At 35.9% G+C, this 25,854-nt stretch carries 20 protein-coding genes and 1 pseudogene; 3 read left to right on the top strand and 18 right to left on the bottom strand.

What is annotated here, in order from left to right:
• Positions 1 to 3 precede the first annotated feature (3 nt).
• Together secY2 and GZH82_RS00390 are read right to left on the bottom strand one after the other, a co-directional pair.
• Positions 4 to 1,227 carry an accessory Sec system protein translocase subunit SecY2 gene (gene secY2 / locus GZH82_RS00395; protein ID WP_162680815.1) on the bottom strand — a complete coding sequence of 408 codons (1,224 nt, stop codon included), beginning with the start codon at positions 1,225 to 1,227 and terminating at the stop codon, positions 4 to 6.
• A gap of 104 nt (positions 1,228 to 1,331) precedes the next feature.
• Positions 1,332 to 5,627, bottom strand: coding sequence for a lectin-like domain-containing protein (locus GZH82_RS00390; RefSeq protein WP_238989596.1), 4,296 nt, complete (start codon positions 5,625 to 5,627; stop codon positions 1,332 to 1,334).
• Between the two features lie 479 nt (positions 5,628 to 6,106).
• Between GZH82_RS00390 and GZH82_RS00385 the strand changes: the two genes are divergently transcribed.
• Complete coding sequence (locus GZH82_RS00385) at positions 6,107 to 6,580, top strand: GNAT family N-acetyltransferase (protein WP_203232863.1); 474 nt, start codon at positions 6,107 to 6,109, stop codon at positions 6,578 to 6,580.
• Between the two features lie 1,320 nt (positions 6,581 to 7,900).
• On the opposite strand, the gene GZH82_RS00380 is transcribed toward GZH82_RS00385, so the two are convergent.
• The 3 genes from GZH82_RS00380 to tnpA all read right to left on the bottom strand — a co-directional run bounded on the left by GZH82_RS00380 (position 7,901) and on the right by tnpA (position 10,688).
• Complete coding sequence (locus GZH82_RS00380; protein WP_162680812.1) at positions 7,901 to 8,905, bottom strand: virulence RhuM family protein; 1,005 nt, start codon at positions 8,903 to 8,905, stop codon at positions 7,901 to 7,903.
• Between the two features lie 220 nt (positions 8,906 to 9,125).
• Positions 9,126 to 10,268, bottom strand: coding sequence for an IS200/IS605 family element RNA-guided endonuclease TnpB (gene tnpB / locus GZH82_RS00375; protein WP_162680811.1), 1,143 nt, complete (start codon positions 10,266 to 10,268; stop codon positions 9,126 to 9,128).
• A gap of 15 nt (positions 10,269 to 10,283) precedes the next feature.
• Positions 10,284 to 10,688 carry an IS200/IS605 family transposase gene (gene tnpA / locus GZH82_RS00370; RefSeq protein ID WP_162680810.1) on the bottom strand — a complete coding sequence of 135 codons (405 nt, stop codon included), beginning with the start codon at positions 10,686 to 10,688 and terminating at the stop codon, positions 10,284 to 10,286.
• Positions 10,689 to 11,216: 528 nt separating this feature from the next.
• Here tnpA and GZH82_RS14040 point away from each other — a divergent pair.
• Positions 11,217 to 11,387: pseudogene (locus tag GZH82_RS14040) on the top strand (group II intron reverse transcriptase/maturase); the annotation flags it as partial.
• A 62-nt stretch (positions 11,388 to 11,449) separates the two neighbouring features.
• Here the strand turns inward: GZH82_RS14040 and GZH82_RS00360 are convergent.
• Together GZH82_RS00360 and GZH82_RS00355 are read right to left on the bottom strand one after the other, a co-directional pair.
• Positions 11,450 to 12,229 carry a DNA-methyltransferase gene (locus GZH82_RS00360; protein WP_238989595.1) on the bottom strand — a complete coding sequence of 260 codons (780 nt, stop codon included), beginning with the start codon at positions 12,227 to 12,229 and terminating at the stop codon, positions 11,450 to 11,452.
• A 12-nt stretch (positions 12,230 to 12,241) separates the two neighbouring features.
• Positions 12,242 to 13,051: a DNA adenine methylase gene (locus GZH82_RS00355; protein WP_162680809.1), complete on the bottom strand. Its 810-nt coding sequence runs from the start codon at positions 13,049 to 13,051 to the stop codon at positions 12,242 to 12,244.
• A gap of 506 nt (positions 13,052 to 13,557) precedes the next feature.
• On the opposite strand from GZH82_RS00355, the gene GZH82_RS00350 reads away from it, so the two are divergent.
• Positions 13,558 to 13,764, top strand: a complete 207-nt coding sequence (locus GZH82_RS00350) for a hypothetical protein (protein WP_162680808.1) — start codon at positions 13,558 to 13,560, stop codon at positions 13,762 to 13,764.
• Between the two features lie 282 nt (positions 13,765 to 14,046).
• Here the strand turns inward: GZH82_RS00350 and GZH82_RS00345 are convergent, their stop codons facing one another.
• The 11 genes from GZH82_RS00345 to GZH82_RS00305 form a co-directional block, all read right to left on the bottom strand.
• A complete protein-coding gene (locus tag GZH82_RS00345; RefSeq protein WP_162680807.1) occupies positions 14,047 to 14,952 on the bottom strand; it encodes a type II restriction endonuclease in 906 nt (301 codons plus the stop codon).
• Between the two features lie 220 nt (positions 14,953 to 15,172).
• The gene (locus tag GZH82_RS14470; RefSeq protein ID WP_343236277.1) at positions 15,173 to 15,430 is read right to left on the bottom strand and encodes a hypothetical protein; all 258 of its coding nucleotides are present in this window, start codon (positions 15,428 to 15,430) and stop codon (positions 15,173 to 15,175) included.
• 128 nt (positions 15,431 to 15,558) lie between these two features.
• The gene (locus GZH82_RS14035) at positions 15,559 to 15,750 is read right to left on the bottom strand and encodes a hypothetical protein (protein WP_238989594.1); all 192 of its coding nucleotides are present in this window, start codon (positions 15,748 to 15,750) and stop codon (positions 15,559 to 15,561) included.
• A gap of 30 nt (positions 15,751 to 15,780) precedes the next feature.
• Complete coding sequence (locus GZH82_RS14030) at positions 15,781 to 15,996, bottom strand: hypothetical protein (RefSeq protein ID WP_238989593.1); 216 nt, start codon at positions 15,994 to 15,996, stop codon at positions 15,781 to 15,783.
• 38 nt (positions 15,997 to 16,034) lie between these two features.
• Positions 16,035 to 16,232, bottom strand: coding sequence for a hypothetical protein (locus GZH82_RS14025; protein ID WP_238989705.1), 198 nt, complete (start codon positions 16,230 to 16,232; stop codon positions 16,035 to 16,037).
• 348 nt (positions 16,233 to 16,580) lie between these two features.
• Complete coding sequence (locus GZH82_RS00330; RefSeq protein WP_162680806.1) at positions 16,581 to 16,721, bottom strand: hypothetical protein; 141 nt, start codon at positions 16,719 to 16,721, stop codon at positions 16,581 to 16,583.
• 20 nt (positions 16,722 to 16,741) lie between these two features.
• On the bottom strand, positions 16,742 to 18,844 hold the full coding sequence (locus GZH82_RS00325) for a sialidase family protein (RefSeq protein WP_162680805.1): 2,103 nt from the start codon (positions 18,842 to 18,844) through the stop codon (positions 16,742 to 16,744).
• A gap of 334 nt (positions 18,845 to 19,178) precedes the next feature.
• A complete protein-coding gene (gene sph, locus GZH82_RS00320; RefSeq protein WP_162680804.1) occupies positions 19,179 to 20,177 on the bottom strand; it encodes a sphingomyelin phosphodiesterase in 999 nt (332 codons plus the stop codon).
• A 223-nt stretch (positions 20,178 to 20,400) separates the two neighbouring features.
• A complete protein-coding gene (locus GZH82_RS00315; protein WP_162680803.1) occupies positions 20,401 to 21,009 on the bottom strand; it encodes a stage II sporulation protein M in 609 nt (202 codons plus the stop codon).
• A gap of 84 nt (positions 21,010 to 21,093) precedes the next feature.
• Positions 21,094 to 23,205 (bottom strand): AAA family ATPase, encoded by a 2,112-nt coding sequence (locus tag GZH82_RS00310; RefSeq protein ID WP_162680802.1) that lies wholly within the window; start codon positions 23,203 to 23,205, stop codon positions 21,094 to 21,096.
• A gap of 577 nt (positions 23,206 to 23,782) precedes the next feature.
• On the bottom strand, positions 23,783 to 25,771 hold the full coding sequence (locus tag GZH82_RS00305) for a heavy metal translocating P-type ATPase (protein ID WP_457853109.1): 1,989 nt from the start codon (positions 25,769 to 25,771) through the stop codon (positions 23,783 to 23,785).
• Positions 25,772 to 25,854: the final 83 nt, after the last annotated feature.

The raw sequence follows: 25,854 nt of genomic DNA, 5'->3' as shown, positions 1-25,854 counted from the left end.
AGCTTACTCCTTACTGTATGAGTCTAAAAATGACTGATATTGATCAAAATATAAATAAGTGCGTACTGTTTCAGTGATATTGATGGTCATGTAAATCAAAATGACAAATTGTATCAATACAGATAACTCTTGCGTCATATCGTTTACCACGATAGCAGTCTGTAGCGGCAAACTCATAATCAAACCGAGCACAGCAGCACCTATCGCACTCATCTGGTTAGACTTCCTGTTTAAATACACTCTCGTCGCCTTCCCAGGATAAATACCATCAATGTAATGACCACTTTTTTGAAATTCTTTTGCCTTCCGTTTCGGATTTAATAGCACTTTAGACAACATAAAATTCAACATAATGAGCATCACGAGAAACATCAATACACCAACTGAATGGTTCAATTCTAAAAATACCGGTTGATAGCTCGCGTCTCCTGTTAACCAGCGTCCTATTACATGCGCCAACATCCCGACGATGAAAAACAATGAAAAACTACACATCATCGCGATGCTCCCAGCAGGGTTGAGCTTCCACGAAATGTACGTATCCTTTTGAGATGTCGTCACATTCATCACATCTTGATAATTGATGCGGTACTCAATACGTTCTATCCAAACTAACAACACCAATACAATCAACATCAAAGCAATACCGATGGCGACTGTAACCACACCGATATGTTGAAGCTGTTGATGTTGAAAAATGGATTTGATCATACCAACCAGTACAATCGGCGTCGGACCAGCAATACCATAAACGGTATTTTGATCCGCAAGCCACACGAGTACCATCGCCCCCGTCACTATGATGAGTAATAGGAAACCTATATGCACGCCCTGGAACTTGCTTTGATTCGGACTGAGCACAAAATATCCTTGAATGATGGCTAATAATAGCGTGAAAAAACGTTCTTTAAAATGACGTTCTAACTGTGTTTCCAACTTTTCTTTTTCGATATTGCGGTAAGTCAACAGCGCCATAATCATCATTGTTGTGAGCCATGGTCCAAGTCCGAGAGAAAAAAGATTGATTGTGCCTATATCGCCCCCTACATTCGACAACGCAATATCTAAAAAACTGTGGGGCACACGCGTCCGTACTTTGATTCCTGGCAAGGTGATATGACTCCCAATGATATAGATAACAATCATCATCAATGTGAAGAAAATCCGTTGATATAAAACTTTATATTCTTTCGTTTTAATATGCTTCAAACGCGTCAATGCTCCCATATTTCGCCTCTTTTTCGTCTGTTAATTTATGAAGAGGCAAAAGCACGAATGATTCATTTATGTCTTTTTAAAACAATGATGCTTTCGCCCCTATTCATACGGTATTAATCGTCTTTCTTACGTGAGGATGGATCTTTCTTATCTTTTTTAGATTTACCGAATAATGCAAAACCGAGAATGACTGACAACAAGCCGACCCATAAACCTTTAGATGAAGTCTCTTCGGTCCCTGTATCTGGTAATATCACAGATGAATGATCTTTTGATGTTTGACTTGGTTGCTGATTAATCGCTTCACTCGTTGTCGGATTCATGTTTTGTGATGTGCTCTCACTTGTTGAATGATGTTGCATGCTTTCCGATTCAGATACGCTATGGCTTGTAGACTGCGCATCACTTAATGACAAGCTCGTACTTGTACTATTTGACGTACTTAGAGAAGCACTAGCACTCGTTGAAACCGAACTACTGTCGGACATTGATGTATCGGTGTTTAATGACGTGCTCTGCGACATTGAACCGCTGAGTGACAGGCTTTCACTTGTCGATGTACTACTTGATGTGGACGTGCTATTAGAAATTGACACGCTGTCTGAAAGGCTTGTCGATACGCTCTCACTGTTCACCATAGATACACTTGTTGACATACTTTCAGAAGTTGAAAGACTTGTCGACACTGACACGCTCTCGCTCGTTGACGTGCTATCAGAAGTCGATACACTTGCCGCTATACTGTTGCTCACTGAATGGCTTAATGAATGACTTAAACTGTTTGAAATTGACATGCTGCCACTTGCTGATTGACTCATCGATGTACTTGTACTGTCTGATGTAGAGAGGCTCACACTCATGGATGTACTGTTTGATTCCGATTCACTATTAGAAATTGATGTACTGTCAGAACTACTTGTCGACAGGCTTGCACTCGTTGAAGTAGAAGTACTGTCGGAACCACTCATTGACGTACTCATACTTGTTGATACTGAGTCACTTTCGCTATTAGAAGCGGACACACTTTCACTCAAAGATGCACTTTCGCTTGTTGAAAGGCTATTTGACGTCGAATGACTTGCTGACTTACTTGTAGACTGCATCATACTCTCTGACACTGACGCACTTTCACTTGCTGACTGACTTTCTGATGTCGACATACTTTCTGATGTACTCAACGATAGGCTTGCACTAGCAGAAACCGAAGCACTGTCGACTATCGAATGACTAACTGAAGCGGATTGACTTTCACTCACTGATGTACTTACACCGCCTGATAAAGATATGCTTTCACTGTCTGAAATCGATGTACTGTCACTAATTGAATCACTTTCTAAAGTTGATAAGCTTTCTGATAGGCTCAATGATGTGCTCGTGCTGTTTGATTCAGAAAGACTCATGCTATCTGATGTTTGATTTGAAATAGACGTACTTACCGATTTGCTGAGAGAAAGACTGTTGCACTCAGATATTGATGCACTCATCGATTCACTTGATGCAAGACTTTGGCTATTTGAAGCGGAACTACTATTCGATATTGATGCATTGTCACTTATTGATGTAGATTCGCTCATACTATTAGAGCTTGACGTGCTATCCAATACAGAAATACTATTGCTTATCGAACCACTTAATGATGCACTGTCACTTGTTGAATCGCTCAATGATGTACTGTCACTCGCCGAAACAGATGTGCGATTCGATAACGATTCACTTTCTAATATCGACGTGCTCATACTTTCAGAAACCGAGATACTGTTACTTATCACGGCGCTATCTGATGCACTCATACTCTCTGATGTAGATACACGCATCGAATTTTGTAAAGACATGCTTTCACTGTCCAAAATCGATGCGCTGTTAGATGTAACTACACTTTGTGATACACTCAATAATGTACTTGTAATGTCCACTATCGAAATACTCTCACTTGTCGACAAACTGGTTTGCGTCGATTCAGACATACTTTGTGAAGCTTTCATACTGTTGATCACTGACGTACTTTGTGAAAGAGAAATGGAATCACTATGCGCATCTCTTTCAATCGTCCATACAAAATATTTGTTCGTCTTGTTATGGCTGGCATCTTGAGACGTCACACTAACCAAAAATGCACCTATCTGCGTTGGTCTACCACTAACTGTTTTCGTTAGAGGATCGTACTTTAATCCTGTAGGCAAGTTTGACACTGTGTCTATCGTATGACCACTGTTGTCACTCGTCTCTATCACAATCTCTTTAATCTGTTGAAACACTGTATTGTATTGATCGTTTACCTTCACAATAGGGCCGATAGTATCCACTATTTTGAAATCAAATGAAGATGTTGATACATTATCCGCTTCGTCCACCGATGTCACTGTAACTTTAAAATTGCCTAATTTCGTCGGGATTCCTGTAATGACGTTATCTATCTTGTCATACGATAGTCCATCAGGTAAACCTGTCACCGTATTTCGCACATGCCCTGTACTATTATCTCTCGTATTGACTGTAATAGGTGGGAAAGGCACATTCAGCTCTTTCGTTTCTGTCGGCATAATTAAAATCGGTGCTTGCAAATCTTTATAAAATAAGACCATGTTTTGAACCGCATCAGTCAATTTCACGGTATTATTCGATGCATTATACGTCGGTGCATCTTTACTGTAATAGGCAATGAATTGATAACCTTTTGCGGACAACTCACTTTCTTGTTTATCGACAGTGACCACATCGCCCACACTGCCGGCAACTGTTTTAGGTGGGATGATTTCTTTACCTGTATAGGCATCAAAATAAGAAATGCGCGTGACGGCAGCTTCCGTATAATAAAACGAACGAACTTGAATTTGTTGTAAATTTCGTGCGTCGCCAGTTGCCGCTGTAATCGCAAATGAATAGTTCGTACTTCTACCTCTTAAAATCCAATCTGAAATATTTTTCGTCCATCTTTGTCCCGCATAAACGACTGTCATGACTTTCGTCTTAGCATTATAGTGAATGAGTAAATCTTGTACTGTCCCATCCGGTTGCTTTTCTAACTTAGCTGCTGTCGCTGTCGTTGAATTATAGGTATGGGTCACCGCGACACCTTTATGATTCGTTGTCACAAAAGCACCAAAAGCACCGCCACCTCCGACACTTGGGGGATCAGCACTCGCACTAGCACCTGCTTTAGGTTTCGATGTATTATGATACGTATCGAGCTTGAAACCAAAGGCATCTTTCAAACCACCAAAACCAACAGCCGCACCTCGTTTGCCAGTTTGACCTAAAGGACCTGGTGAAAAAACAAAACCAACCCCATCACCACCGATTACGCCGTCTGGACTGTAACCGTCATAACGCGTCCCTAATCCGACACCAAGTGTTAATTCAAAATCTTCATTGAAATTGACTTTCGAATTCAGCGTAACGGAACCTATTTGATTATTTACATCCGACGTTAACGTGACCATGCCTGTTTCTGGTGTGTAATACGCTGTCCCGTGTGTACTAAAATGACTTTCAAAATTATCTCGTGTCACGATGACTTGGTCCGTTACTGTAGTCGTGGTCGCACGAGTTGTTGTGTGGTTTTCCGCGACGTGACTCACCGATCTTGCTTTTCTAATCTTTTTTGTATGATGTGATTGATGTGTTGTTGGTGTGTCATCACTTTCTGGAGCAGGGCGTGGCGTCGGTTCCCCTACCTGCGTGGTTACCTCACTATGTATGTGTTGGCTTTGTTGAGATACTGCCTCACTTGTTGGCACTGCCGAATGCGTCTTTCCCTGTACTTTCACTTCTGACTGTTGATTTGATGGATGTGTTGTAGTGGATGTGCGATCGTGTGGTTCAAATTTCGTGGTTGTCTGCACATGAGGAGATGTACGATTTTCTACTGATTGACTATGATGTATTTTCTTTTCACTGTATGATTCACTCTCTGTCATAGGCACACGATTATTTTCTGATGTTTGTGTACTTTCTTCTGCATGCACACTTTCTGACGTCTTGGTCTGCGCTATTTCACTATAGCTTTCACTCGATTGAGTAGTCACTTTCAAATTTTGACTTTTCGCTGATGATACTTGATCGCTTTCAGATGTTGGCATATGTGTTTTCGCGTCGTTTGTTTCAGAACTTTGAAGCGCTTCTGAGAACAGCATTTCACTTTCGCTTATGCTCGGGGACCGTAACTCTGTTGAATTTTGATTTGCAACAGCCTCACTTTGCGTAGACCACTCCGAAGTTAAAGGAAGCTCAGACGCCGCCATCGCTTCATGTCCTTGAAACAGATTGGCTGTAAAAGCACCACCCGCAAGTGTAGAAACTTTGATGACTTTTCTTTTAATTGTATTCTTATGTCCTTCATCGTCCTCGTCACTTGAAGCACTCATCAACAAAGGGAACCCCATCATGTGCAAAAACTTAACTTCCTTCATCCCCGACTTCACCCAATGTTTCCTTGATTTATAAAGCTTGACCCGAGATTTTTCTTGTTTCAAACATTCATTGAATACTTTTTCCTTTTTTGACATTTAATCAAGCTCCTTAAAATGTATGTTCACGGTCAATCACTTGTGTAACCATACACCATGAAATATTTATATTCTCTTTTTTATTTCTGAATTATTAGAATTTTTTGGGGTGTAACTTTACATATGGTCATTCTTCGTTAGCAACAATGTTTACCATAAACACGATTTCACTTTTCAAATAATAGCGCATACATATTGGACAAAACCTTTCTAGAAAGAACAAAAAACGAATTGTACAGCGAAGTCATACAATTCATTCGTACATTTGTTACAATGAATGCAAAATATCGATATATCATTGTTTAAAACTTGAACATGAGGCTTTGGGAACATATCGTTGTCAAGTAATTATAAAATTTTTAGGTAAAGGGGAGCTGCAATTGATCACATTTCAATCTTTGCAACAGCTAAATGTACACTTAGTTTCAGAATTAAAAACACAGCATCAATTCGATTCAAAAATGGTCGTTTCATCAGGCCACTATGATTTAACACAATACCCTTGCGTCGTAGCATTTGAAGCGGGAAGTCTAATGGGTGTCTTAATTTATAAGATTGGTATGGACATATTGGAAATCATTTCATTAGATAGCTATAAAGAAAATCAAGGCATTGGCAGTCAGCTCGTTCAGCACGTCGAAAATATCGCACATTCTTTAAATATTCATACCCTCCAAGTGATAACGACTAATGAAAATATCAAGGCACTGTACTTTTATCAAAAAAATGGCTATCGCATGTCTGACATTCGACCAAACGCTGTTGATGTGGCACGACGTATCAAACCTTCCATTCCTCTTATAGGTGACAATGGTATTGCGATTAAAGATGAAATCGTATTGGCAAAGCATCTTTAACTATCATAAAGGCGCGTTATGTTGAATCTAATGACCGACCACATGAACATGAAGAACGACCCACATCCAAATCTAAAATCAATACAGATATTAAAGTAGTCTCCCCCTTTTATGACAGTTATTCCAAAAAATATGTGTTTTGGTTACCCTATTATAATATTATAAAATATCAATAACCAAACATTATTTAGAAATAAGAAATAAAAGGAAAAATACATAAAATGGTTTGATGACTATTTTAACGCGACATTTCTTGTTTTTTTCATCAATGGCGTTTTCACAAATGATGAAACGCAGCAGTCGACAATGATAGCGTAAAGTGAGGAATGGGCGTTGATTTGCGAGTTCGAACGCGTTATATAAGAGGAAAAACAATCAATAGCCCATTAGTTGTCACTGAGATTACTATTTATCATTAATAGCATGACATAATTTGAAAATATAATGTAACAAATGCACAAAATGGATATAAAGTAGCATAATCATTTTAAAATTAAACATATAATGATGACGATATAGCGATATCAGAGGAGGAACAGCATTGGTTAAAACGACATTAGCCTTAATTTTTGCTATCGCAATGATTGTTGGTGGATTCATACTCGTTGTTACCTTTTTCATGAGAGGATTCGACATAAACTTAATATTATGCCCGTTAGCTGTCATCTTCTCTAGCTCTATTCTTTATAAATAGGGTTGAATAAGAGGAAGTCTGATACTCAAAAGTAGTTTTATGATGAGAGGTTTTCGGGAAATACGGTCATGTATAAGTAAAAGAGAAGGATCAGCCCTTCTCTTTTTACTTTATGCTATTTTGTATACGACACCATACCATTACTATTTTATTAACATAGCAAATTTCAAGGTTCTAAAATATATAGTTTTTTAATCAATATGATGTATTAATTAACTTTTTTTATTTGAAGTCCCCTTCGCCGCTAAACTATTGCTATGTATCCTTTCACAATCATTGGCATAGCAGACTTCTTCCCAAATGTATACCTATCATTACATGATATGTCATATTATTAACTACTTTATGTCTTTTATAGTTAAAGAATGTATATACTTAGTAATAAATTTTACATACTTCTGTTGCGTTTCCAATATTAGCTTATAATGAAGAAAATACGTCTCCACAAAAAATAAAAACGCCTATGCGCACGGGAACATAGACGCTTTTGATTACATATTGAATTGCCTTTACCAACATTGCTTACATTACTAAAACTTTCCTAATCTAACAATACATTTAACATATGGTTTACACTGATATGGTTATGACTTCTCGAAATAAGGCACACATTGTCCATCGCAACTTTAATCACTGTAGGAAAAATACTTTACATCATTTTCTTTAATGAAATCTAGAAAATCACTGTGGCTATTCATTCTGTTTCTTGCATTATTGTAGTTTAAATATTCACTGTGCGCTAATGAATCTGCCACTTGTTTACTCACTTTACCTGGATTTTGAAGTAGCTCTCTATCGTTGAACTGTAAGAACGCATCCAATTTCTCTATCCAGTCTGACATATACATCGGTTGCTGTCTTTCCGCTTGATCTTCTGCATAATCGAGATACATCGTCACAATTCGATTAAGTGACTTCAACTCTTTTTCAGTTAAATAATTTTTTGCAATAGTGACATCGTTTTTCCGAACTTTTTCACCTTTGAATGATTGTAAACCCATATTATTTTGGGTTGCATCTGCCCTAGATCGAATTAATTCTGCTGCTGTCATACCATGAATTGCATAGTGTAATTTATTTTGAACAGTAGCAAAAAATGTTTGCGTGATTTCTGCTTGAGGATCATAATCTACTGATGTGGCATAGATATCCGTTATTTTTATGTAAAATCGCTTTTCAGATGCTCTTATATCTCTAATTCGTTCCAACAATTCATCAAAATAATCAGAACCTATATTTCTCATTTCTTTAAGGCGCTCATCATCCATCACAAAGCCTTTGACTAAGTATTCATTAATTTTTTCTGTAGCCCATTGCCTAAACTGCGTCCCACGATGTGACCTTACACGATACCCAACAGCAATAATGACTTCTAGATTATAAAAATTACTTTCTCGAGTAACTTCCCGATCACCTTCAGTTTGAACAATCTGGTTTTTCCGGATAGTTGCTTTTTTAGTCAATTCGCCTTCATCATAGATATGCTTAATATGTTCACTTATTGTTTTAATACTCTTTTGATACAAGTCAGCGAGTGATTTTTGAGTCATCCAAACGGTTTCATCTTCTAAACGAAGGTCAATTTTCGTTTGACCGTCTTCAGTTTGGTACATTAAAAAGTTATTACTCAATTTTCACGCCTCCTGTCACATTTTAAAAACATTATACCATAAATAGAACGTATGTTCTGTAAGTGAACTACTCACCACTTAGCTAAAACATAAAGGTTCTTAACGCTTGAAGTGGGAGCTTCTTGGGAATAGAGCGTACTTGTAAGTGTATTTCTTTACTAACAGAGGTTTCTCTTATTGACCAAGCTATCCCCGTAGACCCTACGGTTATCGGTCTTTTCTAAGCTAATGTTTGCATTCGTAGCCCTTCGGTCAAAATATTGATGCTCGCGTTTATATCTCGGTCATGGTGAGCATGGCAAATAGGACAAGACCATTCTCGAATTTTGAGATTTTTCTTGCCATCATTATGTCCGCAGTCTGAACAGACTTGACTTGATGGAAACCATTTATCAATCTTGACTATTTCACGTCCATACCAGTCAGCTTTGTATTGTAGCTTAATCACAAAGCTAGACCATGACACATCAGAAATGCTTTTAGCCAGTTTATGATTTCGCAACATACCTTTTGTGTTTAAGTCTTCAATACAGATAATATCGTGATTTTTGATAATCTCTGTACTCAACTTGTTTAGAAAGTCAGTGCGTTGATTCATTACCTTTTCATGTAGTCGTGCAACTTTCTGTTTTTGTTTCTGGTAGTTTTTGGCTTCAAAGAGATTGATACCCTTCTTTTTGGCTAACAGGGCACGTCTCGACAACTTACGTTGTTCACGTTTTAGTTTCTGTGCCATTTTCGAAGTGAACTTATTATTATCAATCTTTTGACCGTCAGAAAAAATGGCAAAATGAGTGATTCCAAGGTCAATTCCAATTGCAGAATTAGTTTTAGGAAACTCGACAACTTCTTCTTTGCACAATAAAGAAACATAGTATTTACCGCTTGAACGGCGTGATATTGTAGCTGATTTGATAATACCTTTAGGTTGTCTATGAAGCTTTATTTTAACTGATGACTTCAACTTAGGAACTTTGATGAATTTATTATCAATCAAGGATATTGTGCCATTTTGATTATTAGTGGTATAGCTTTGAACGGGATTCTTCTTACTTTTGAACCGAGGAAATCCAACAGATTTATCTCTAAAGAAATTCTTATATGCCTTGTCTAAATTGAGTTGTGCATTAGCCAAGGCAAGGCTATCTACTTCCTTCAAAAATGGAAATTCATTCTTATATTTAGCTGGTGTCGGGAACTTCATTTTTTTAGAAGAAACATTCTTAGTTTCTTCATAAGCTTTCATTCGATCATCAAGCATTAGATTGTAGACCTTACGGACACAACCGAAAGACTTAGCGAAGAAAATTTTTTGTTCTTCAGTTGGATAGATTCTAAATTTATATGCTTTGAGTCGTTCCATAAGCTACGCACCTCTCTATTTATGATTATAACCTTGATTCTGAATATATTTTTTTATAACGTCAATTGGTGCGCCACCAGTTGTCAAAAGGCAAAAACTTCTAGACCAAAACATTTCTTTCCAAAGAAACTGTCTTACTTTTGGAAAGTCGCGTTTTATCAAACGCGAACTGGCACTTTTATAGGCATTGATGAATTTTGTCAATTCTGTTTTTGGTTGTGCTTTGAACATAATATGAACATGGTCTTTATCATGATTCCACTCAACTAGAGTAATATGATAAGACGCTGCAATTCGTACAAAAGTTGTTTTAGCAAATTCAGAAATTTTATCATCAATCACTTGTCTACGGTATTTAGTAACCAACACAAGATGATAATAGAGAAGAAACACCGAATGATTATTAGTATCTAATTTCATGTTATATCAACTCACTTCTTATATAGACTGATTATAACATAGAACAAAATAAAAAGGCGATGAGCCTTGCGTGTCGGTTTTCGAGTTACCAACGGTAACCCTCATACCGAACGGCATTCATCACCCACCTATAGAGGATGGGAGACTTCTGCCTGAATTAAGTTAAAATGCGTATGTTGAAAAAATTTTGCTCACGCGCCAATTAAAACTTCGCATTATGGACTTATTTCAACTTTCAACTCATTAAAAAATACCTTTTTAACATCCTCTCTACTTACCTCCTTCAATCAACCATTTCCCCGTTTATTCGCTCAAACACTTGCGATAACTCACTTTTGAACTATCCGGTTTTTCCGGATAGTTCAAATTTCATGGTGCGCCCGGCATGGGTAACACCTTGACGGTGAAAGTCCGTTACAGGCTTGGTAGTAGGAACTGTTAGCGAAAGACAAGGGTGTCCATTGTGAAGTGGAAGTCTGAAGGAAGTCGGACGCAAACACGCGCACTGACGAACAGAAACATCATACTAAGGCTATGTGGAATGTAACAAAATTTATTGAGAAACAATTAAAGATGGTTGTCAATGAAGAGAAAAGTAGAGTAGGAGCAGTCACACGTTTAAAGTTCTTGAGTTGTCTAATAACAAAGGTCAATGGGGTTTATCGTTTCAGACCGACTATGGAAGCAAAAAGAAATTTATAAGGTATGTCCCAACCCCTACCTTTATAACATTTTATTATTAGCAACCTAACGTAAATTTTTTATAGCAATTTGGGTTCTTCTTCAGTATTTTCTATTCTATTTTTAGCAATATCAATAAATGCTTCTTCTATTTCTATTCCAATAAACTTGCGCTGTAATTTTTTTGCTGCCACACCTGTCGTTCCACTACCTAAAAACGGATCAAGTATGAGATCCCCTTGCTTTGTCGACGATTCGATAATACGTTCTAAAAGGTATAGCGGCTTTTGTGTAGGATGTTTACCAAATTTTTTCTCTCTTTTAGGGGTTAAAGGCCCTGTCCATACATCTTTCATTTGCTTATTATTGTTATACATTTTCATCAACTGATAATCAAAATAATGTTTACTTTTTTTTGAATCCTTTTTTGCCCATATAATCGTTTCGGTTGAATGTGTAAAATTTCGGCAACCTAAATTCGGTGGCGGATTGGTTTTTTGCCAAGTAATATTGTTCAAAATTTTAAACCCTGTTTCTTCCAATGCCGCACCTATTGAATAAATATTATGAAGTGTTCCAGATATCCAAATTGTCGCATTAGGTTTCATAATTCTCTTACATTTTAATAACCATTCTTTATTATATTCATGCTTTTCTGCAAAACTTAATGATTTATCCCATGCACCTTTATCTACTGAGACCATCTTCCCTCCAGAACAAGTAATACCTCCTGAAGAAAGAAAATACGGGGGATCAGCAAAAACCATATCAATCATTTCTTCATCGAATGTGTCTAAAATCTCTGTCATATTCCCCTGAAAAATCGATATATCCCCTTTTTCATATTTTAAATTATTCAAGTTACCATCACCTTAATAGTTTGTTATAATGAGCTCTTTTCCAACTCGCTTGGTTGCATCTGAATTAATACTACGTCGCACATTTATCTCTTCTTTTTTAAAGTCTGAATATAATTCTCTTATAAGTTCTGTATTATGGTTAGTCAACATACAATAAACACCTTCTGATGATAACTGTTTAAACAAATCTGCAAGTCTGACATGATCCTCTAATTTGAAACCAGCTTTATCATATGATGTAAAACTCGTTGGCTTTAATGGCGCATACGGACTGTCAAAAAATACAAAATCACCTTTCTTCACTCCATTTAATGCTTCACTAAAGTCTGTATTCAAAATCGTTACATTCTGAAGGAAACGAGAAATCTCAGCCATATTATCTTGATTATACGATTTGACCAACTCTTTTTTATTCCACGGTACATTATAAAGACCTTTGGAATTCACTCTAAATAAACCATTAAAAGCATGCTTATTAATATAAATAAACAAGGCTGCTGTGTCAATATTGTAAATATTATTTATAATGTGGTCGTTATATAGACTTCGAAATTCTTTATATTTTTCATCGTTTAGTGGTATCTTATCAAATTCATCTATTGTTTCTATTAGCTTCTCGTGCTCATCTCTTATGACTTTATATGTATGAATTAAGTGACTGTTGATGTCATTAATAGTAGATGGTTGATGATTCAAGCCAAAAAGAACAGCTCCACCGCCAACGAATGGTTCATAGTAGTGATTAAATTCTGAAGGTGCCTTTTCAATAATTTTCGATAAAAACTGTCGTTTACCACCAGCCCATTTTACAAAAGGGAGCATATTAATTCCTCATTTCTATAATAAATCTCGTTTCATTTTCACGAGTCATTGTAACATTTTTTTTAAAATAATACCGTTAGTTATAGCAGCTATAGTTATTTCTCTTTCTCTTCTCTTAATAACTTTAATATTAACTATCATCATTAAAAACTTTTTTACATTCTGTCAACTTTTTAATCACAGTATAAATATATTTGACATCAATAATATAAAAAGTTTACTATATTATTAACTTCACATTCCACTTATAGCAAACCTTATCAACACTTTCAACTCACTCTTAAAAATTAACTGATACAACATCAATGTTCATACAAGCTAGTAGCTTATTATCTAATATTGACTAGAACACAATTAGTATTCTATTTGCGAGTGTATCCAACTTTCTTCCTACATGTAACTCTCAGCTTTGTAACTTTATTTATCAACCAATTAAAAACGATTAAACACACACATCACTTTTATAGATTAAAATTCTATTAAATGTACTTAAGGGGAAATGTTTTATGAAAGAAACTTGGTATTTTGTAAAAGAATTTTTGGATAGCCATTCACACGAAAGTGTCATAAAAGGTGTATTAGCACACTTAACCGAAATTACAGATAATGAAAAACTAGATATCGCTTATTTAAACTATTTAGATAATGATGAGATTTCCTCAATTATTAACGAAGATCTTATTCAAGTAATAGACAGCCTAGAAGTGGGATAAATGACTAAAACACTATGTCGTCATTAAACATTTGTTATAAGTGGATTGAAGCAAAGAGACCTTATTACATATCATTTAAACCTCAAAAATGTGACAAAACCCATACAACAAATATAGCTATATGATACTAATTCAATACTTATATTTTATCACAATGATTACAACGACTTGTTTCGTATTTTATAAAAACAGAACAAACCTGACACATCTAGGTAATATTCTAATTTACCCCCTATGCCAGGCTGTTTAAATTGATGTTTATTCGTCTATTCAAAACACACACTATGAAGTGAGCATAGAATAGATATAATCATTTTTCAACATATCTAAGTTAAATATGTTTTCTATCTCAGCAAACGCTTCAGATAATGGCTTGGTAGCAGTATGCCAACCTTGTCCATCTGTTATCCATGAAAAAGTGACATTGTTTTCACTTTGGTTAATAAATCGATTTAAACTTTTAAATTCGCCTGCAACAGATTTCAACTTAGAACCCCCACCATTATAAAAATTGGTCTCTATCACATACACTGACTTGTTTTTTGGGTTCAAAATTGCTACATCAAATCTTCTTGCTGATTTATCTGTCGGGACATCGACATCCCAGTTTTGTTTCATCCAATGAGATGTTGCTTGGACTTTAAATTTAAGTCCTAGTTCTTTACATGTTTCAGCGACCTTTCTCTCTAAAATACTTTCCATAGTAGTGCCTGATCTGTTTTTCCTAGCGTTTGAATCCAAGCCCACTTCTACGCCATAAACAAAATCCACTAAATTTTTTTGAGCCGTATTTTGTAAAAAGTCCATTAGTCCAGAATTTTTAATAAACTCTATGTATGCTTCAAAATTGTGCATATCAATATTTCGAAAATCTAGGCTATAAAAGTCCATTTCATCATTGTCCAACATTAAAATGTCTAATTTTTCATCTCTAGTTGCAATTAATATAGGGATGGTTTTGAGTAGATTCGGTTGTGCAAGAAATAGATTTCTCGCTTCTTCTTCAATATTTTCCTTACCTAAAAGATAATTTAGAGTGTTTAACTCTAACTCAAAACGCTTGCCACCCTTTTCGACTTTCTCCCAATTGACAAAATAACTCGGTGTCTTATTTGTAGAACTTAGCGAATTTAAAAACACGTCTAATCTTTCATTTACATTTAAAGCGATATAATCCTGATATTTCAATGTGTTTCCCCCTTAAAATGATGCAAATTCTGTTTATAAACGACTTACAGATGGTTCTTGTCCTAACACTACAGACAAAGATTCAAGTGTATCGGTAATTTTTCATCTCTAGTTCACCTTATTGTTCTCTGTCTATTAACTTTATTAGTTATTATATTATCATTTTTATTATTATTTATGAATATCTTTCTTAAGGACTTATCGTTTAATAGTTAACCATCTACTTTGAAGGTTCTAACTTTTGTATAAATAAAACCACAACTATAACAAGAGAATAGCCTAATATTGAAATAATGGATGCATCTACGCCATATTCTCCTCCAGTTATCAATGTATGATTCGACTTTATTATATATTGTACAAACCCGTAGTCTACTTCAATATTTGTTATAGTGAATAAACCACCTAAATTCCAACACATATGTATGACTACACTCGCCCATATCGAATGATATCGATAAACAGCAATAGCGTACATCATTCCAGCAATAGTCCCTGCAATAAATAAAAATCTATGCCTGACAGTTTTCCATTAGACAGATGGACGAGAGCAAATAATATAGACGTTACAATGATGGCCGTTACTATATTTGTTTTATCTTCAATTTATTTTAATAGCACTCCTCTAAATACAACTTCTTCAACTATCGGTGCAACAATTCCAGTAATCCAAATCACTTCAATCCCCATTTCAAATGCCGCTTCTTTCGTATCAAAATGAGTAAATATTAAATCTCCTGGGAGAACAATTAAGTAAAATGTTATTACGCCAATAGGTAATAGTATTCCTAACAACATGCATAACGGAAAAATTTTAAACTCTCTAATTCAATAATCCTCTAGACGTTGCTTTAAAACTTTATTAATTAATAATTTAACATGCAAGAAGGCTACCACTAGATAGGTCAATCCATGTAAGACATATTCTAAAGTAAAGAAATGAATTAGATGCCATAAAATCCCTAAGTTTTGTGCGAATACAGAAATGAAAAATAATAACAAACTCATCCCTGTGATTTTTAATATATTGACTATGATTTTCATGAAACCGCTCCTTAATATTTATTAAGAAGACTTATATATTAGCTGAATATTTGTGATAATGTTCCTCCAATAATTAACAAAATGATAATAATCAACCACCATTTTTGAGAAGCAAATTCCCAACAATTCATCGACTCAGATGAAGAAACTTCAACTCTTTTTACTTCATTGTCATCTTCGCCATTTACTAGCTGATCAAGACTCACTTCAAATAACTTTGCTAGTTGATTAAGCATTTGAATGTTAGGTTCCAATGTACCTTGTTCCCACTTTGAAACAGACTGCCTTGTCGTATTTAATTATTCAGCAAGTACTTCTTGTGTTAAACCGGATGCCTTTCTGTACATTCTAATTTGTTCTTCTAATTTCATATATAAGTCACCTCTCAATCAAAATATCAATTTTATATGTCATCGTCTGTATATGAACGTTTACATCATGTCTCTAAATCAGATCATTTTGTAAATTAAAAATATCATCACCCTAACATTTATGATTTTACCGTGTTTCACTATATTAACTCATTAAAAAATACCTTTTTAACATCCTCTCTACTTACCTCCTTCAATCAACCATTTCCCCGTTTATTCGCTCAAACCCTTGCCATAACTCACTTTTGAACTATCCGGTTTTTCCGGATAGTTGCCCTGCTCATTGATTTTCACACCATTTTCCTCAAAATAAAAAACACAGGAAAACAGCAATCCCTCACCATTCTCCTGCATTTTCAATCTTTGTATGTTTCTTACTGCTGATTCTCTTTTAAATCATCAATATCGTAAATCACGTAAGGTAACACATTTTTCAAGTGTAATTGTAGATTAGACCATGAATCAAATTTTTCAAACATCAGTCCGATTTTACCGTTTGGCAACTCTGTCAACGATGAGTAGGCATAGCCATATTCTGCATAATCCACGTCATGATGGTAACGCCAATCGATACTGTTGTCGTCATTCACTAAACCAATCCAAATTTGACCATTTCGTCTACCATCTTTTGAATTCGGCGTACTTAAAATGACCGCATCTTTGCCATCAATTTTGTGACTGTATTTAATAATAGAAAGTTCTGTACCGTAGTTTGGGTTCGATACAAAATCTAAATATTGTGGGCTACTCCAATGATCTCCAGAGTCGGTGCTTGTCATATAAGCGATTTTACCGTTATTCGTTCTCATATAGGCTTGCAAGACACCTGGTTTGATTTCGACAATTTGCGCTTCTGCTGACCAGTTGGATGGTAATCGGACGACTTTACTGTTCCATGTTTTACCATTATCGTCGCTATAAATGCTCACAAATTCTTTTCCTGTATATGAAGGAATCAAAATACGTCCTTTTTGGCTTTCGACAATACCACGACCTGGTCCTAAAAATGGTGCGTTACGATTTTCACCAAGTACAGGTGGTATCAATTTTGGTGTAGACCAATGTGTACCATGGTCATTACTTGATGTATAAGCGATGAAGTTCGTTGGGACGACTTTGAACAATGCATCTTTATAAAAAACAGTCATGTTCACTTTTTTACCATTTTTATATTCCACTTTTTCGCCGTTTTCAAATTTTACAGCCAGTTGATCCGTTTTTAAAGGTTGACCACTTTGTTTTATTGAAAAATCGTCATCTACGGTATATTCAGTCGGTTTGTTTGTGCGTTCATCATAAACGACGCCTTTGTCTCTAATCGTATAATTGTATGCAGATTCACCTTGCTTTTGTAATTTCATATAATAATGGCCGTTTACTTTTTTAAATCCTGAATCATCGCGTTTGGCACCTGCTGAACTAACTCCTGCTGGCAGTACGTCGGCCAATAATAGCACTTGATGATCTGACTTTTCTAAAATCATAGGATCAATATAAGTCGCGCCACCACTCAGTTGAATCTTACTTGTCTCTGGATCACGTGGCCAATCTAATGGCTCTGCCGCAAAGTCTTCAAATGCGAGAGGTAATTGTGGCTTAGACCACGTTTTACCATTGTCATCACTATAACTTAGCGCCGTGTTGATTTTGTTCGTAAAGTCATGTGTCCCAGCATATCTCGCATCCGCACTCGCTAACACACGGCCATTACTCAACGTATTCAGCGCCGGAATTCTGAAATAGTTCGAATGTGTCGCATCGTTCGCTCTAAAAATGAATTTTTGCGTCACATCGTTTGTCGTTATTTTAATCATTGTGTTTTCATTCATCGCTGTATCGTAAATTTGCATATTTTCAATCGTTCCTTTAAAGCCAAAAGCAACTTTACCTGAACGTTTCACACCGCCAATGACGAATGAATCCAAACCTTCAATATCACCTAATTTCTTGTAATCATCCACTTTTTGCTCAACCACTTTTGTCCCATTCGCGTACAATGTATACGTTTGTTGATGCGCATTGCCGACAACTGCGACCGTGTTCGATACAGGTTTGCTTTTGAATTTGCCCCATACTGACGCTGGTCGTGACATGAGATTGTTTGTTTGCGTCGTTTCATTTCGGACTTCTGCACCGAGTTCCCCATTTTCTCTTACAAACACATCAAAGTAGCTATTTTGACTTTTCGAATTCGATGCACCTATTAAAGCTTGATTGCCTTTATGATCGTCCTGTTCAAACTGAATCAATACCGTAAAATCTTGGTCCTCCATTTTACCTTTAAGATTTTTCGTTATATCGACGCCTTTACCGGTCAAATGCAGGTTTTGCTGACTATAAATCAAATGCGCGTCCCCTTTACTGTGCTTTTTTGATGTGCCTGCATTCACCGTTTGCATATTAAACAATAACAGCGACAAAATAACAAAAGCGACTAATAAAAATTTAAATACTGATAAAAAAGGTTTTGATTTCATTGCGTTATCCCCTTTGTTCGTTAATCGTATTCTCTTTTTCTCACTCAACAACGGACAAAATCTTTAACAATACTTTCAATCATGAATGTAAAACGTGTGACAGAGTGACTTTTGATATTTCTTTATTTTTAGAAAGCGCTTTCATTTATAAGTTTATCACTTTTAAAAATATTTTCAAAACAAAATATAATAAATAAAGATACTTCTATTTAAAAAGTTTGTGTTTCAAAAATTTCGTTCAAACAAATGACAGCGCTCGTGCTAAAATTTCACAACCAAAAACCCCAATTTACCGTATAAGGCAAGCGGGGTGTCATATCATTTTGTAAACTTCCTACCAACTATAAGCAATGACAGGATAGTGGTCAGAATAATCATCATAAGTATACCAATAAGGGAAGGCATAAACGCTCCAAAGCGGTGATTTTTCATTAACCGCACGATTCACCAATGTGCCAGGCTGCCTGTGATCTTTATCCACAAAAATGTAATCTAAATATTCCGCGGTACTTTTAGGATAATTGTAATGTGCAATCGAGTTATGTGCCGGATCCCAAGTACTTGAGTAACCATTATATACAGGTTCTCTTGCATTTAAATTTTTAAGCATGTCCTCGTATTCCCCTGTATAGACACGTTTATTTACGTTCATGTCGCCACCGATATAAACCACTTCATCTGCTGGAATATTCTTTTCTTTGACGAAATGACTTAACTCTAGCATTTGTTCCTTTCTAATCGCTCTATCTCGACCACTACCACAACTCGTATCTTCTGATTGCGTATGTGTACCAATGACGTGCACAAACTTATTCCCTTTTTTAATTTTGGTATACACAAAGCCTTTATTACTATAATTATCGAAGCCACAACCATGCTTGTAGACATATTGAATTTTTTCTACAATAGGATATTGACTCACGACTGTCACACCGCCATCTTCAAATGTATAGTTTGAATAACTCCCTTCTGTGCGGTCCCATCCCGATCGCGAGCGTCCTAATACAGGCGTTTGATAAGGAAATTGCTGCTTTAAATTTTTTAACAATTGTGCCGATGCGCTATTATCAAAAGCTTCGTTGATGATAAGCACCTCCATACCATTAAGGTACTTCGCTTTAGGAATTAAGTTAGCACGAATCCCCTGCCCCCAATTCGGATATAGCACAGTCGACAACATATAAACATTGTGGGTTGCGAGCTTTAACTCTGAATCCTCATTCGTTGGTGCTGCTTTAGCGATTCTATTATTCATTACAAAAATGCCTGCCAAAATCAAAAAAATCATTGTTGCTATCCATATCCCACGTTTGAATGCTATAAAGTTTTTCATTGTTATTCCTCCTCCTTTACAAATCATATATGAAAAAGTTATAGAGGTTATTAAATTATAATTAATTATATATTAAATAACAATGATAAAGTTTTTAATAATAAATGTGGAAATAGGTTTTTGGAGCGGTGCAAATGAGACAAAACAAAAGTAGGAAAACAGCATTTTCATTCCGCCATTTTCCTACATTTTCAAATCGCCATTGAGAATATACGGCATAGCATCAAGTGAATAGTTGATAGATAAAGTCTGTTAAATATGTTTCTAAAAATGCTGCCATAACAAACAACGGCAGTGCGATAAATAAATAACTTTTAATCAAATCCATTATTGCTAGTTTAAACGAAATATTTTGCTTTTTGTGCTTCCTAAAAAGATTAGTCATTTTCCTTATCATAGATATATTTAGTTGATATAAAGCACTGACCACAAAACACATGGCACCTATTTCAACAAGCATATGCGGTATTGAAGAAATTACCATAATCATCCCTTTATTTAAGTCAAAGTTAATTGCAAATCCAAACACAATACCTGTAATGATACTAGTTGATATCAAATTCAGAAAGTACAAAAAAGGTATAGGGATCAAAGAAAGGATGAGCATTTGAAATGGAACTTGAAAGCCGTTATTCAAAATATATCCCCAAACTTTATTTAACCCCTCCGTATCATTAAGGTGTGAAGGGACTTTGCTCCCCATATTTTTAAAAGTTTCGACAGAAGGACTCCATATCATTGCTATAATAAAAGTCACTAACCAAATCATAATAACCATCATGAATATTTTCATTATTCTTTTAAAATAGTTCGGATCTTGAATACTTAGCATGACTAAACCTCTCTTTTTCCTTTTTATGATAGATTAAGCAAACGCCTTGTATAAAATAGTCTAACAAAAATATACACTTTTTCGTTATAAACTAAGTTCTTCTGTTTTATGCCAATATTGAGAAAAATGCTGTTCTGCCCCCATATCTTCAAAAACGCTTTTAACCATGAGCATCAGTTCTTTTTCAGTTTTGCCATTTAAATCAGCCTCTAAATCGTCAATTGCGTGCGAGTTCACATCAAATAACTTCTTAGCTTCAATGTTATTCATATAAACATCTTGAATTTTATTGAAATGATGATACGTTTCAATGATTCTCCGCAATGGATTTATCATTAAATTCGGTTTGTGATTGTCATATAGCCACTTTACTTCTAACCACAAAGCGTCATAACTTGTCTTGAAATCGTCTTTTTGGTTTTTGATGTATTTTACTGCCGCCTTATCTCCATTTTTCAATAAATGATACGTTTTCTTTTCTTTCGTCTTCTGCCACCAGTTGTACCTCGCATTTAAATAGAAATGAATATTATGTGTGAGAATGAAGATTTGACTATCCTTTCTATTTCGAAGTAGCTCTTGTAGTTTTGTAATAATCAAATATTGTGCGGTATCGTCATTACTATTCATCGGATCATCAAAAATAATGACTTCTTGTTTATTCGTCGTTAAGTTCACATTCTCTAGATTAAGCACAAACCAAAGAAAAGCGACTATGTTTTTCTCACCTGTACTTAACGTATCGATACTTCTCACATTCCCATCATGTCCTAAAATTTGATATTGCCCTTTTTGTGCATCATTTTCGATGCTCTCAAGTGTAAAAGAACGGTTGCCCAGTTTTTCTAATAATGCATTCATATTGATAGCGGCTTGGCTTTCATCGACGGTCTGTAATAATAGGGCTTCTAATTCAGCCTTTGCTTCTTCAGCCTCTTTCTTTTTATCCTCTAGTAACGTCTTCTTGATATTTCTATCATTCTTAAGAAAATTCAGAGTTTTCAGTTTTTCGTTATAGTTAAACCTCTCCAGTTTTTTATATATTTCATGATATTTCAACTTTTCTCGAGCGATTTCTTTCACTTCTGATAAATTATCACTATAGGTTTGATTGTTTAGATGCAACGTTTTATAACGTTCAACAATTTCATCAAAAGTTGAAGGCGCGCGTAGAGTCAATTCATTCAAAGGGACAAATATATTTTGCTTTCTCAAGATGAGTGCTTGACGCAATTCTTCCAAAAAATGCTGGTATTCCATTTTTCCACCCAATATTTTCACATTTAAATTGGCAATTTCTTCATGAAACTTCGCATAAAACCCGCTTTTATCTATAATCTGAATCGCATTTACTTTTTTCTGAGCAGATTCAATGAATGCGATGCCATCAGCGATTCTCTTCTCTAAAATTTTAACCTCATTATTAAAGTAAGCATTCAAATCGTCTAAACGAGAAGTTTCAATTTTCGAGCCACAAAATGCACATGCTTCTCCCGATTTATGATAGTGCAGGCCTTCTTTAACCCAGTTCATTTCATCATTTGTTTTAAATTCTAACAGTGCTGATTGTGTAATATTTTGCGTGATAATGTCATTAACTGAAGCCAAGAAACCTTTAATATTCGGTGCAATAATGACTTGTTCATGCGTATTTTCGATAATCGTTTGCGCTTCATCTCTTCGGTACTCAGCTAATTTTTCTTTACTTAAAGCACTCGCAAATTCAATATCTGCCTCAAAATGCCTTTTATTGTAATAGCCACCTGTCCATGTGATGTGGTGACGTTTGAGTTGACTTGCAGCTTTAGTATAAAAACGTCCTATTGTTTTTTTGAATTGATCTAAGGCTTCGTTCGCCTCCTCATACCTCGAGTATGTATTTTCTATATTTTCTTCATTTTTAGTGACATCAGCACGTAATTGTTTATACTTTTTCCTTTGTTCATCGATTTGAGGTTGCAACGCCGTATTCTCACGACCTAATGAAATCGCATTTAATTCACCATTTTCTGCGATGACACTGGAAAACCCTTGAAATATGCGAATCTCATACTCATCTGAATATTGCTCTAAAATCGCCTTTGCAATCGAACTTTTCCCTGTTCCATTTTTACCGTAAATAAAATTTTTTCTGCCTAAATCCGTAATTTTTTCATTTAAGAATCGATCTTTTTGTAGATTAATTTCTCTAATCATAAAAATCCTCCCTTTGTTGAAATTAATCATGTGCATGTTAATGTTTCTCCCTTATCTGCTTTGTCATTTCCTTATTTCTAGCCTATACGCCGAAATAAAACCTGCATCACCATTTTCCTGTACACCTCTATCATTAAAATTGTACGTCTATCTGTCAAGCTAAATTTAGAATGACAACTTAAAATAGATTAAACGTCATTGTTCATCTCTAACAGTTCCTATGATTACCCTCATCAAACGTTTAACGATTAAATGTTGACTCGTGTCATACGCACAAAGCAACCACCTACTGGAAACGTGTAGATGGTTGCTTAAAATGATTAACTTTTAGGGGTTCTTTTCATTCAATGCAATTTTACGAATAAGCTCGTTCGTAATTTCTTTTTGATTATTAATAACATCTAAAACTTGCTTTTGTTGTTCTATCGTCAAATCCATACCTTCAAGCGAAAGATTCTTAACGATTTGTTTATTAAATTACGAGTCAATATTTCCCGGGTTATCATCCACTGTTTTGCGTCTTTTGATAAAAAAATACCACCTACTCAACTCAAAATAGATGGTATGCATATTCACTCTATTCCAACTTCAGTGTAAAGGCATTAATAGCAACGATAACAGTACTGAGCGACATGAGTATTGCACCGACTGCTGGTGATAAAACCAATCCAATTGACGCTAAAATTCCGGCCGCTAATGGAACCGCAACGATATTATAGCCTGCACCCCACCATAAGTTTTGAACCATTTTTCTCATTGTCCGTTTTGAAAGTGTTAAGAAATGAATGATGTCAGTCGGCTCACTTTTAACAAGGATGATATCACCAGAATCAACGGCCACATCTGTTCCTGCTCCAATGGCGATACCAATGTCGGCTCTGATCAGACTTGGCGCATCATTGATACCGTCTCCCACCATCATCACTTTCTTACCTTGATTTTGATAATCTTTTATAATCTTTTCTTTATCTTCTGGCATCAGTTGTGCATGAACATCACGGATTCCTAGTTCTTGAGCAACCGCTTCTGCCACTTCTTGATTATCACCCGTGAGCATGACCGGCGTAATCTCTTTTGCTAGTAAATCTGTCACCATTTGTTTTGAACTCTCTTTGATTTGATCTCCTTGTGCGATGATACCCACAACTTGTTGCTCGTCGATTAAATAGCTGATGGAATTGCCTTGTTGTGCTAATTTAGTGAACAACGCTTTATCATAATTCAATTTATGTTGATCCAAGTATGACACATTGGTGATTTTATAAGCTTGACCGTTAATTATCCCTTCTAACCCAACACCAGGTATATTTTGAACATCTTCAGGATGAGCAGACGAAATATTTTTATTTTTAGCGAAATCCACAATACTTGTCGCTAATGGATGATTCGATTGACTTTCTAATGACGCAAACAAACTCAATACAGTATCGTCACTCATATCCGCTTTAGAACTTTCATAATGATTGACTGAAAAGTTGCCTTCAGTGAGTGTACCTGTCTTATCCATCATGACATAATCGATATATTGTGCAGTTTCTATCGCCGCTCTATTTTTAATCATTAAGCCATGATGCGCCCCTATTGACGTCGAACGTGCAGTGACTAAAGGAATAGCCAAACCTAGCGCATGTGGACAAGCAATGACTAACACCGTAACAAGTCGTTCTAATGCGAAATCCATATGATTCTCAATCAACATCCATACGATAAATGCAATCACGCCGACACTTACGGCAAAATAGAACAGATAACCTGCCACTTTATCAGATAATAACTCCGCGCGAGATTTATCATTTTGAGCCTGATGCACAAGCCCCATCACTTGCGAAAGGTAACCGTCTTCTCCTACAGCCGTCACCTTCACTTGTATCGTGCCAGACCCATTGATAGAACCGCCGATTACTTGGTCACTTGCCTTTTTCTGTACTTTTTTAGACTCCCCGGTCACTAACGATTCGTCTATCGCAGTCTCACCTCGAACGATAATGCCGTCTGTCGGAATACTTTCGCCTGCTTTTACTTCAACGATATCATTTATCACGATGTCCGAAATTTTAACTTCCTCACGTTGATTATCATCCGTAACTTTAATCGCCGTGTTCGGTAACAGTGCTGCCATTTTCTTCAATGCATCGCCAGCACTTCCAACCGCATTCATTTCAATCCAGTGGCCTAACAACATAATTAAAATCAATGTCGCGAGTTCCCAGAAAAAGTCCATCGTATGACCTGTTGTATTACTGAAATGATTCAAATAAAAAGCATACAGGCTGTAAATGTAAGCAACTGAAATACCTAAAGCAACGAGCGTCATCATGCTCGGTTTTTTCGAAGCCATTTCATCTTTCGCACCAGACAAAAACGGTTGTCCACCATAAATGAATAAAATGGTCGCAAGGATTAACACAATCCAGTCAGAACCTGGAAATGTGAATTGGAATGGTAATTGTACGCCCATCATTGGAGAAAAAATGATAATCGGTATCGCAAAAATGAGTGACACAAAAAACTTCACTTTAAAATTCCCATGATGGTGATGCGCATGGTCGTCATGATCGTGATGCATATGATGATTGTGGTGGTCATGACTTTCATGCGCGTGTTGGTGATGATAGTGCTCTTGATCGTTTTTCAAAATAATGCCTCCTC

This window comes from Staphylococcus sp. MI 10-1553 (assembly GCF_010365305.1).
In the GTDB taxonomy this organism is placed as follows: Bacteria; Bacillota; Bacilli; order Staphylococcales; family Staphylococcaceae; genus Staphylococcus.
Note: the sequence above shows the minus strand (reverse complement) of the source record. Positions and strands in the feature narration are given on the sequence as shown.

What these genes read in the sequence shown, in the direction of transcription:
- GZH82_RS14030 (WP_238989593.1), bottom strand. Translation starts at nt 15,996, where the DNA reads ATGAAAATCATAGTCAATATATTAAAAATCACAGGGATGAGTTTGTTA.
- GZH82_RS00355 (WP_162680809.1), bottom strand. Translation starts at nt 13,051, where the DNA reads ATGCTCCCTTTTGTAAAATGGGCTGGTGGTAAACGACAGTTTTTATCG.
- GZH82_RS14035 (WP_238989594.1), bottom strand. Translation starts at nt 15,750, where the DNA reads ATGTTGTTAGGAATACTATTACCTATTGGCGTAATAACATTTTACTTA.
- GZH82_RS00305 (WP_457853109.1), bottom strand. Translation starts at nt 25,771, where the DNA reads ATGCATCACGATCATGACGACCATGCGCATCACCATCATGGGAATTTT.
- GZH82_RS00325 (WP_162680805.1), bottom strand. Translation starts at nt 18,844, where the DNA reads ATGAAATCAAAACCTTTTTTATCAGTATTTAAATTTTTATTAGTCGCT.
- tnpA (WP_162680810.1), bottom strand. Translation starts at nt 10,688, where the DNA reads ATGAAATTAGATACTAATAATCATTCGGTGTTTCTTCTCTATTATCAT.
- GZH82_RS00350 (WP_162680808.1), top strand. Translation starts at nt 13,558, where the DNA reads ATGAAAGAAACTTGGTATTTTGTAAAAGAATTTTTGGATAGCCATTCA.
- GZH82_RS14025 (WP_238989705.1), bottom strand. Translation starts at nt 16,232, where the DNA reads ATGCTTAATCAACTAGCAAAGTTATTTGAAGTGAGTCTTGATCAGCTA.
- secY2 (WP_162680815.1), bottom strand. Translation starts at nt 1,227, where the DNA reads ATGGGAGCATTGACGCGTTTGAAGCATATTAAAACGAAAGAATATAAA.
- GZH82_RS00330 (WP_162680806.1), bottom strand. Translation starts at nt 16,721, where the DNA reads ATGCAGGAGAATGGTGAGGGATTGCTGTTTTCCTGTGTTTTTTATTTT.
- GZH82_RS00390 (WP_238989596.1), bottom strand. Translation starts at nt 5,627, where the DNA reads ATGAAGGAAGTTAAGTTTTTGCACATGATGGGGTTCCCTTTGTTGATG.
- sph (WP_162680804.1), bottom strand. Translation starts at nt 20,177, where the DNA reads ATGAAAAACTTTATAGCATTCAAACGTGGGATATGGATAGCAACAATG.
- GZH82_RS14470 (WP_343236277.1), bottom strand. Translation starts at nt 15,430, where the DNA reads ATGTACGCTATTGCTGTTTATCGATATCATTCGATATGGGCGAGTGTA.
- GZH82_RS00315 (WP_162680803.1), bottom strand. Translation starts at nt 21,009, where the DNA reads ATGCTAAGTATTCAAGATCCGAACTATTTTAAAAGAATAATGAAAATA.
- GZH82_RS00310 (WP_162680802.1), bottom strand. Translation starts at nt 23,205, where the DNA reads ATGATTAGAGAAATTAATCTACAAAAAGATCGATTCTTAAATGAAAAA.
- tnpB (WP_162680811.1), bottom strand. Translation starts at nt 10,268, where the DNA reads ATGGAACGACTCAAAGCATATAAATTTAGAATCTATCCAACTGAAGAA.